Source organism: Kitasatospora sp. NPDC057542 (assembly GCF_042801945.1).
GTDB lineage: Bacteria > Actinomycetota > Actinomycetes > Streptomycetales > Streptomycetaceae > Kitasatospora.
In genome coordinates, this window is record NZ_JBHVFE010000465.1 from 1 (window position 1) to 7,062 (window position 7,062).

Below are 7,062 nucleotides of genomic sequence, written 5' to 3' on the forward strand. Positions count from 1 at the left end.
GCTTCCGCGCTCCGGCCGGCCCGGTCAGCCCTTGACGCAGACGACCTGCTTGAGGTGCGCGACCACCTCGACGAGGTCCTTCTGCTGCTCGATGACCTTCTCGATGTTCTTGTAGGCGCCCGGGATCTCGTCCACCACGCCGCCGTCCTTGCGGCACTCCACGCCCTTGGTCTGCTCGACCAGGTCCTGGGTGGTGAACCGCTTCTTCGCCGCGTTGCGGCTCATCTTGCGGCCGGCGCCGTGCGAGGCGGAGTTGAACGAGTCCGCGTTGCCCAGACCGCGGACGATGTAGGAGCCCGTCCCCATCGACCCGGGGATGATCCCGAGGTCGCCGGAGCCGGCCCGGATCGCGCCCTTGCGGGTCACCAGCACGTCGACGCCGTCGTACCGCTCCTCCGCCACGTAGTTGTGGTGGCAGCTGATGACCTCGTCGAAGGTGACCTCCGCCTTGGCGAACTCGCGGCGGACGACGTCCTGGAAGAGCGCCATCATCACCGCGCGGTTGTTCTTGGCGTACTCCTGCGCCCAGAACAGGTCCTGGCGGTAGGCAGCCATCTCCGGGGTCTTCGCCAGGAAGACCGCGAGGTCCTGGTCGATCAGGCCCTGATTGTGCGGCAGCGCGCGGGCAACGCCCATGTGGTGCTCCGCCAGCTCCTTGCCGATGTTGCGGGAACCGGAGTGCAGCATCAACCAGACTGCGCCGGTCGTATCAATGCACAGTTCTATAAAGTGATTTCCTCCACCGAGCGTGGCCATCTGCTGCATGGCCCGCTCGCGACGCCACTTGACCTCCTCCGCCACCCCGTCGAAGCGCTGCCAGAAGTCGTCCCAGCCCGCCGTGCGGAAGCCGTACAGCTTGGTCGGGTCGACCGGGTCGGTGTGCAGGCCGCGGCCGACCGGAATGGCCCGCTCGATCTCGCGGCGCAGGGCGGAGAGGTCGTCCGGGAGGTCCTTGGCGGTGAGCGAGGTCTTCACCGCGCTCATCCCGCAGCCGATGTCGACACCGACGGCCGCCGGGCAGACCGCGTCCTTCATCGCGATGACGGAGCCGACGGTGGCGCCCTTGCCCAGGTGGACGTCGGGCATCACGGCGAGGCCGTGCAGCCAGGGCAGGGAGCTGATGTTGCGCAGCTGCTGGAGGGCCTGGCCCTCGACGGTGGCCGGGTCGGTCCACATCCGGATCGGCACCCGGACGCCGGGCACCTCGGTGTACGTCATGATCGAACGACCTCCAGAGGTCGGGAAGTTCACGTGGGGAAACTGCCGCGCGAGGAATCCCGGCGCGGGTCGGGGAAGTTCAGGAGGAGGGGCTCAGACGCCCAGGGCGACGGCACAGGGGGAATACGGCCGTGGGGAGCGTCGTATGGCTTGCTCGACCCGCATGGTGACCGCCTCCCTTCCTTCGTCGCAGTTCGCACGTCCTGTGCGCCGGGGAACATCTATCCACGGAACAGGCACGGCCTGCAACGGATTTAAGAACGCGTCCGGCCCGGCGGAGCGGGTGCTCCACCGGGCCGGACGAAACCGCGGCAGGCGTCAGCTGACGACGGTGACCTCGCCGATGCCGAGCGCCCGCACGTCGTCGGCGATCACGGCGGCGTCGCCGACCAGGACGGTGACCAGACGGTCCGGCGGGAAGGCCGCGACGACCGCCTCGGTGGCGGCGGCGGTGGGCAGTTCGGCGAGCTGCCGGTAGACCTCGGCCTGGTAGTCGTCCGGCAGGTACTGCTCGACCTGGTCGGCCAGGGTGCCGGCCACCGAGCCCGCGGTCTCGTACTTCAGCGGGGCGACGCCGACCAGGAACTGCACGGCCTCGTCGCGCTCGGCGTCGGTGAGGCCCTCGGCGGCGAGGGTGCGCAGGATGGTCCAGGTGTCGGCCAGGGCGGGCGCGGTGGAGGCGGTGTCCACCGAGCCGCTGATGGCGAGCATCGCCCGCCCGCTGCCGTCGGCGGCCGAGCGCAGCGGCTGGGCGAAGGCGCGCACGCCGTAGGTGTAGCCCTTCTCCTCGCGCAGGACGCGGTCGAGGCGGGAGGTGAGGGTGCCGCCGAGGCAGTAGGTGCCGAGGGTCTGGGCGGCCCAGACCGGGTTGTGGCGGTCGGGCCCGATCCGGCCGATGAGCAGCTGGGTCTGGACGGAGCCCGGGCGGTCCACGATGACGACGCGGCCGCGGTCGTCGGCGGTGACCGGACCGTGGACGGACGGATCGGCGGCCGTTCCGGTCCAGGTGCCGAGGGTGTTCTCCAGCAGTGCGGGCAGGTCGACGCCGGTGAGGTCGCCGACCACCACGACGGTGCTGGTCGCGGGGCGCACGTGGGCGTCGTAGAAGGCCTTGACGGCCGTGCGGTCGATCGACTTCACGGTGTCGGCGGTGCCGGCGCGGGGCCGGGAGAGCCGGTCGGCGGCGTCGAAGAGCTCGGCGTACAGGGCCTTGGCGGCGCGCCGGGCGGGGTTGGCCTGCTCGTGGACGATCTCGTCCAGGCGGTTGGCGACCAGGCGCTCGATCTCCGCCTCGGGCAGGGCCGGGGCGCGCAGGGCGTCGGCGAGCAGGGACAGGCCGCGCTGGAGCCGGGAGGCGGGGACCTCCAGGGAGATCCGGATGCACGGGTGGTCGGCGTGGGCGTCGAGGGTGGCGCCGGCGCGCTCCAGCTCGGCGGCGAACTCCTCGGCGCTGAGGGTGTCGGTGCCCTCGCTGAAGGCGCGGGCGAGGATGCCGGCGACGCCGTCGAGGCCCTCGGGCTCGACGGCGAGCGGGACGTCGAGCAGGACCTCGACGGCCACCAGCTGCTGGCCGGGCCGGTGGCAGTGCAGGACGGTGATGCCGTTGCCGAGGGCGGCCCGCTCGGGGGCGGGGAAGTCCCAGGGGCTGGGCGTGCCCGGCTGGGGCTGCGGGTGGAAGGTCATGGCGGGGACGTAGTCGGTGCTCATACGGCGGCACCCTCCTCTTCGGAAGCGGCGTCGGAGTCGGCGTCGGTCTCGGCGGCGGTCGGCTCGTAGACGAGGACGGCCCGGTTGTCGGGGTGGAGGCGGGCCTTGGCGACGGCCTGGACCTCCTCGGCGGTGACGTCGAGGACCTTGGGGAGGGCGTCGTTGAGCAGCTTGGGGTCGCCGAACAGGACGGCGTAGCGGCACAGTTCGTCGGCTCGGCCGGCGACGGTGGTGAGCCGGTCGAGCCACTCGCGCTCGATCTGCGCCTGGGCGCGCTCGAGTTCCTCGGCCGTGGGGCCCTCGGCGGCGAAGCGGGCGAGCTCCTCGTCGACGGCGGTGCCGATCTGCTCGATGGTGGCGTCGCCGGAGGTCTTGACGTCGAGCCAGCCGAGGCTGGGGGCGCCGGCCAGCCGCAGCAGACCGAAGCCGGCGGCGACGGCGGTGCGGTCGCGGCGGACCAGCCGGTTGTAGAGGCGGCTGGACTCGCCGCTGCCGAGGACGGTGAGGGCGAGGTCGGCGGCGTCGGCCTCGCGGGTGCCGTCGTGCGGGAGGCGGTAGGCGGCCATCAGGGCGCGGGACGGGACGTCCTCGTGGATCTCCTCGCGGATCTCGCGGCCGATGGTCTCGGGGAGTTCGCCCGAGCGCGGGGGCTGCTTGCCGTCGTGGGCGGGGATGGAGCCGAAGTACTTCTCGACCCAGGCGACGGTCTGCTCGGGGTCGATGTCGCCGACGACGGAGAGGACGGCGTTGTTGGGCGCGTAGTACGTCCGGAAGAACGTGCGGGCGTCCTCCAACGTGGCCGCGTCGAGGTCGGCCATGGAGCCGATCGGGGTGTGGTGGTACGGGTGGCCGTCGGGGAAGGAGAGCGCGGTGAGCTTCTCGAAGGCGGTGCCGTACGGGACGTTGTCGTAGCGCTGGCGGCGCTCGTTCTTGACGACGTCGCGCTGGTTCTCCATGGACGTCTCGTCGAGCGCGGCGAGCAGCGAGCCCATCCGGTCGGCCTCCAGCCAGAGGGCGAGCTCCAGCTGGTGGGCGGGCATGGTCTCGAAGTAGTTGGTGCGCTCGAAGCTGGTGGTGCCGTTGAGCGAGCCGCCGGCGCCCTGGACGAGCTCGAAGTGCCCGTTGTTGGAGACGTTGGCGGAGCCCTGGAACATCAGGTGCTCGAAGAGGTGGGCGAGGCCGGTGCGGCCCTTGACCTCGTGGCGGGAGCCCACGTCGTACCAGAGGCAGACGGCGGCGACCGGGGTGAGGTGGTCCTCGGAGAGGACGACGCGCAGGCCGTTGGCCAGGCGGTGCTCGGTGATGGCGATGCCTCGGCTGGAGGCGGGGGCCGGGTTGGCCATGCGCTCGGGTCCTTCCCGTCGTCGATGTCGGGGTTCGTGTGGCGTCCCCCATTGTGGTGCAACGTGCGGGAACCGTGTTCGTGTCCGCGCTGACGGGGCCGTTCGCCAGGGGCGGAAGAGGGCCGCTGACCGGGAGTGTCGGCCCGAGGGTCCACAATGGGGGCGCCGCGCCCTGTCGACGGCGCCCGGTTGACGGGTCCGGTGGCAGGAGGGCGCGGAGTGGACCGACGACCGACCCCGGCGTTCGGCGACCGACCGACGACCGACCGAGACACAGCCAGCGACACGTAAGGGAGCCCCGCCGCGATGGCCCGCCGCAGTTCGCAGACCCCGCCGCCCGGAGACTTCGAGGAGCGGATCCTCGACGTCGACGTCGTGGACGAGATGCAGGGCTCCTTCCTGGAGTACGCCTACTCGGTGATCTACTCGCGTGCGCTGCCCGACGCACGGGACGGCCTGAAGCCGGTGCACCGCCGGATCCTGTACCAGGCCAACGAGATGGGCCTGCGCCCGGACCGCGCGCACGTCAAGTGCGCCCGTGTGGTGGGCGAGGTGATGGGCCGGCTGCACCCGCACGGCGACGCGTCGATCTACGACTCGGTGGTGCGCATGGCGCAGCCGTTCTCGATGCGGCTGCCGCTGATCGACGGGCACGGGAACTTCGGTTCGCTGGGCAACGACGACCCGCCGGCCGCGATGCGCTACACCGAGTCGCGGCTGACGGCCGCCTCGATGGCGATGGTGGAGTCGATCCACGAGGACACCGTCGACTTCGGCCCGAACTACGACGGCAGCGAGCAGGAGCCGCTGGCGCTGCCGGCCGCGTTCCCGAACCTGCTGGTGAACGGTGCGACGGGCATCGCGGTGGGCATGGCGACGAACATGCCGCCGCACAACCTGTCCGAGGTGGTGGCCGCGGCCCGGCACCTGATCAAGCACCCGAACGCGGACCTGGACACGCTGATGCGGTTCGTACCCGGTCCGGACCTGCCGACCGGCGGGCGGATCGTTGGCCTGTCGGGCATCCGGGACGCGTACGAGTCGGGCCGCGGCACGTTCAAGATCCGGGCGACGACGACGGTGGAGGCGGTGACGGCCCGCCGCAAGGGCATCGTGGTCACCGAGCTGCCGTACAACGTCGGCCCGGAGAAGGTCATCTCGAAGATCAAGGACCTGGTCAACGCGAAGAAGCTCCAGGGCATCGCGGACGTCAAGGACCTGACCGACCGCGAGCACGGGCTGCGGCTGGTCATCGAGGTGAAGAACGGCTTCGTGCCGGAGGCGCTGCTGGAGCAGCTCTACAAGCTGACGCCGATGGAGGAGACCTTCGGCATCAACAACGTCGCGCTGGTCGACGGGCAGCCGCTGACGCTGGGGCTGAAGGAGCTGCTGGAGGTCTACGTCGACCACCGCTTCACCGTGGTGCGCCGGCGCAGCGACTTCCGCCGCCGCAAGCGTGAGGAGCGGCTGCACCTGGTCGAGGGCCTGCTGGTGGCCCTGCTCGACATCGACGAGGTCATCGCGATCATCCGGTCGAGTGACAACGCCCAGCAGGCGAAGGAGCGTCTGATGGATCGCTTCTCGCTGTCGGAGACGCAGACCGCGTACATCCTGGACACCCCGCTGCGGCGGCTGACCCGCTTCGACCGGGTGGAGCTGGAGCAGGAGAAGGAGAAGCTGACCGCGGAGATCGCGGACCTGACCGAGATCCTGGAGTCGGACACCAAGCTGCGCAGCGTGGTGTCGTCCGAACTGGGTGCGGTGGCGAAGCAGTTCGGCACGGAGCGGCGCACGGTGCTGCTGGAGGCGGGGGCGGTGCCGTCGGCGGCGCTGGCCGTACCGCTGGAGGTGGCGGACGACCCGTGCCGGGTGCTGCTGTCCTCGACGGGCCTGCTCGCGCGGACGGCGGACGGGGAACCGTTCGAGGTGTCGGAGAAGCGGGCGAAGCACGATGTGATCGTGTCGGCGGTGCACGCGACGGCGCGGGCGGACGTGGGCGTGGTGACGTCCGCGGGCCGGGTGCTGCGGCTGCCGGTGATCGACCTGCCGGCGCTGCCGCCGACGCCGTCGCCGACGCTGGCGGGCGGGGCCGCGGTGGGCGAGTTCCTGCGCCTGGAGTCCGGGGAGCGGGTGCTGGCGCTGACCACGCTGGACGAGTCCTCGCCGGGGCTGGCGCTGGGCACGCTGCAGGGTGTGGTGAAGCGGGTGGTGCCGGAGTGGCCGGCGAACAAGGACGAGTTCGAGGTGATCGCCCTCAAGGAGGGTGACGAGCTGGTGGGCGCGGTCGAACTGCGCACCGGCGAGGAGGACCTGGTCTTCATCGCCTCGGACGCCCAGCTGCTGCGCTACCCGGCGGGCCAGGTGCGTCCGCAGGGCCGCCCGGCGGGCGGCATGGCGGGCATCAAGCTGTCGGACGGCGCGCGGGTGCTGTCCTTCACGGCGGTGGACCCGGCGGCGGACGCGGTGGTGGTCTCGGTGGCCACGGCCTCGGGCACGCTGTCCGGCGGCGAGCAGACGACCTGGAAGGTCACCCCGTTCGAGCAGTACCCGCGCAAGGGCCGCGCCACCGGCGGTGTGCGCTGCCAGCGCTTCCTGCGCGGCGAGGACGGCCTGACCTTCGCCTGGGCCGGCGCCGCCCCGGCCCGGGCCGCCACCGCCAAGGGCGCCCCGGTCGACCTGCCCGAGCGCGACCCGCGCCGCGACGGCTCCGGCACCCCGGTCACCACCCCGATCGCGGTGGTCGCCGGCCCGGCGTAACGGCTCCCGCATGAGCGGAGGGGCACCGGAACCATCC

Annotated in this window: 4 protein-coding genes; 1 reads left to right on the plus strand and 3 read right to left on the minus strand. The window is 71.8% G+C overall.

The features are described from left to right. Nucleotides 1-24: 24 nt before the first annotated feature. The 3 genes from ACFU7Y_RS36585 to ACFU7Y_RS36595 all read right to left on the minus strand — a co-directional run bounded on the left by ACFU7Y_RS36585 (nucleotide 25) and on the right by ACFU7Y_RS36595 (nucleotide 4,268). The gene (locus ACFU7Y_RS36585; protein WP_224280234.1) at nucleotides 25-1,218 is read right to left on the minus strand and encodes an RtcB family protein; all 1,194 of its coding nucleotides are present in this window, start codon (nucleotides 1,216-1,218) and stop codon (nucleotides 25-27) included. 318 nt (nucleotides 1,219-1,536) lie between these two features. Continuing rightward, nucleotides 1,537-2,901, minus strand: coding sequence for a pitrilysin family protein (locus ACFU7Y_RS36590; protein WP_224280254.1), 1,365 nt, complete (start codon nucleotides 2,899-2,901; stop codon nucleotides 1,537-1,539). Nucleotides 2,902-2,921: 20 nt separating this feature from the next. Continuing rightward, nucleotides 2,922-4,268, minus strand: coding sequence for a pitrilysin family protein (locus ACFU7Y_RS36595; protein ID WP_224280232.1), 1,347 nt, complete (start codon nucleotides 4,266-4,268; stop codon nucleotides 2,922-2,924). A 306-nt stretch (nucleotides 4,269-4,574) separates the two neighbouring features. Here ACFU7Y_RS36595 and ACFU7Y_RS36600 point away from each other — a divergent pair, with 306 nt between their 5' ends. After that, nucleotides 4,575-7,025 (plus strand): DNA topoisomerase (ATP-hydrolyzing) subunit A, encoded by a 2,451-nt coding sequence (locus tag ACFU7Y_RS36600; RefSeq protein ID WP_380770939.1) that lies wholly within the window; start codon nucleotides 4,575-4,577, stop codon nucleotides 7,023-7,025. Nucleotides 7,026-7,062: the final 37 nt, after the last annotated feature.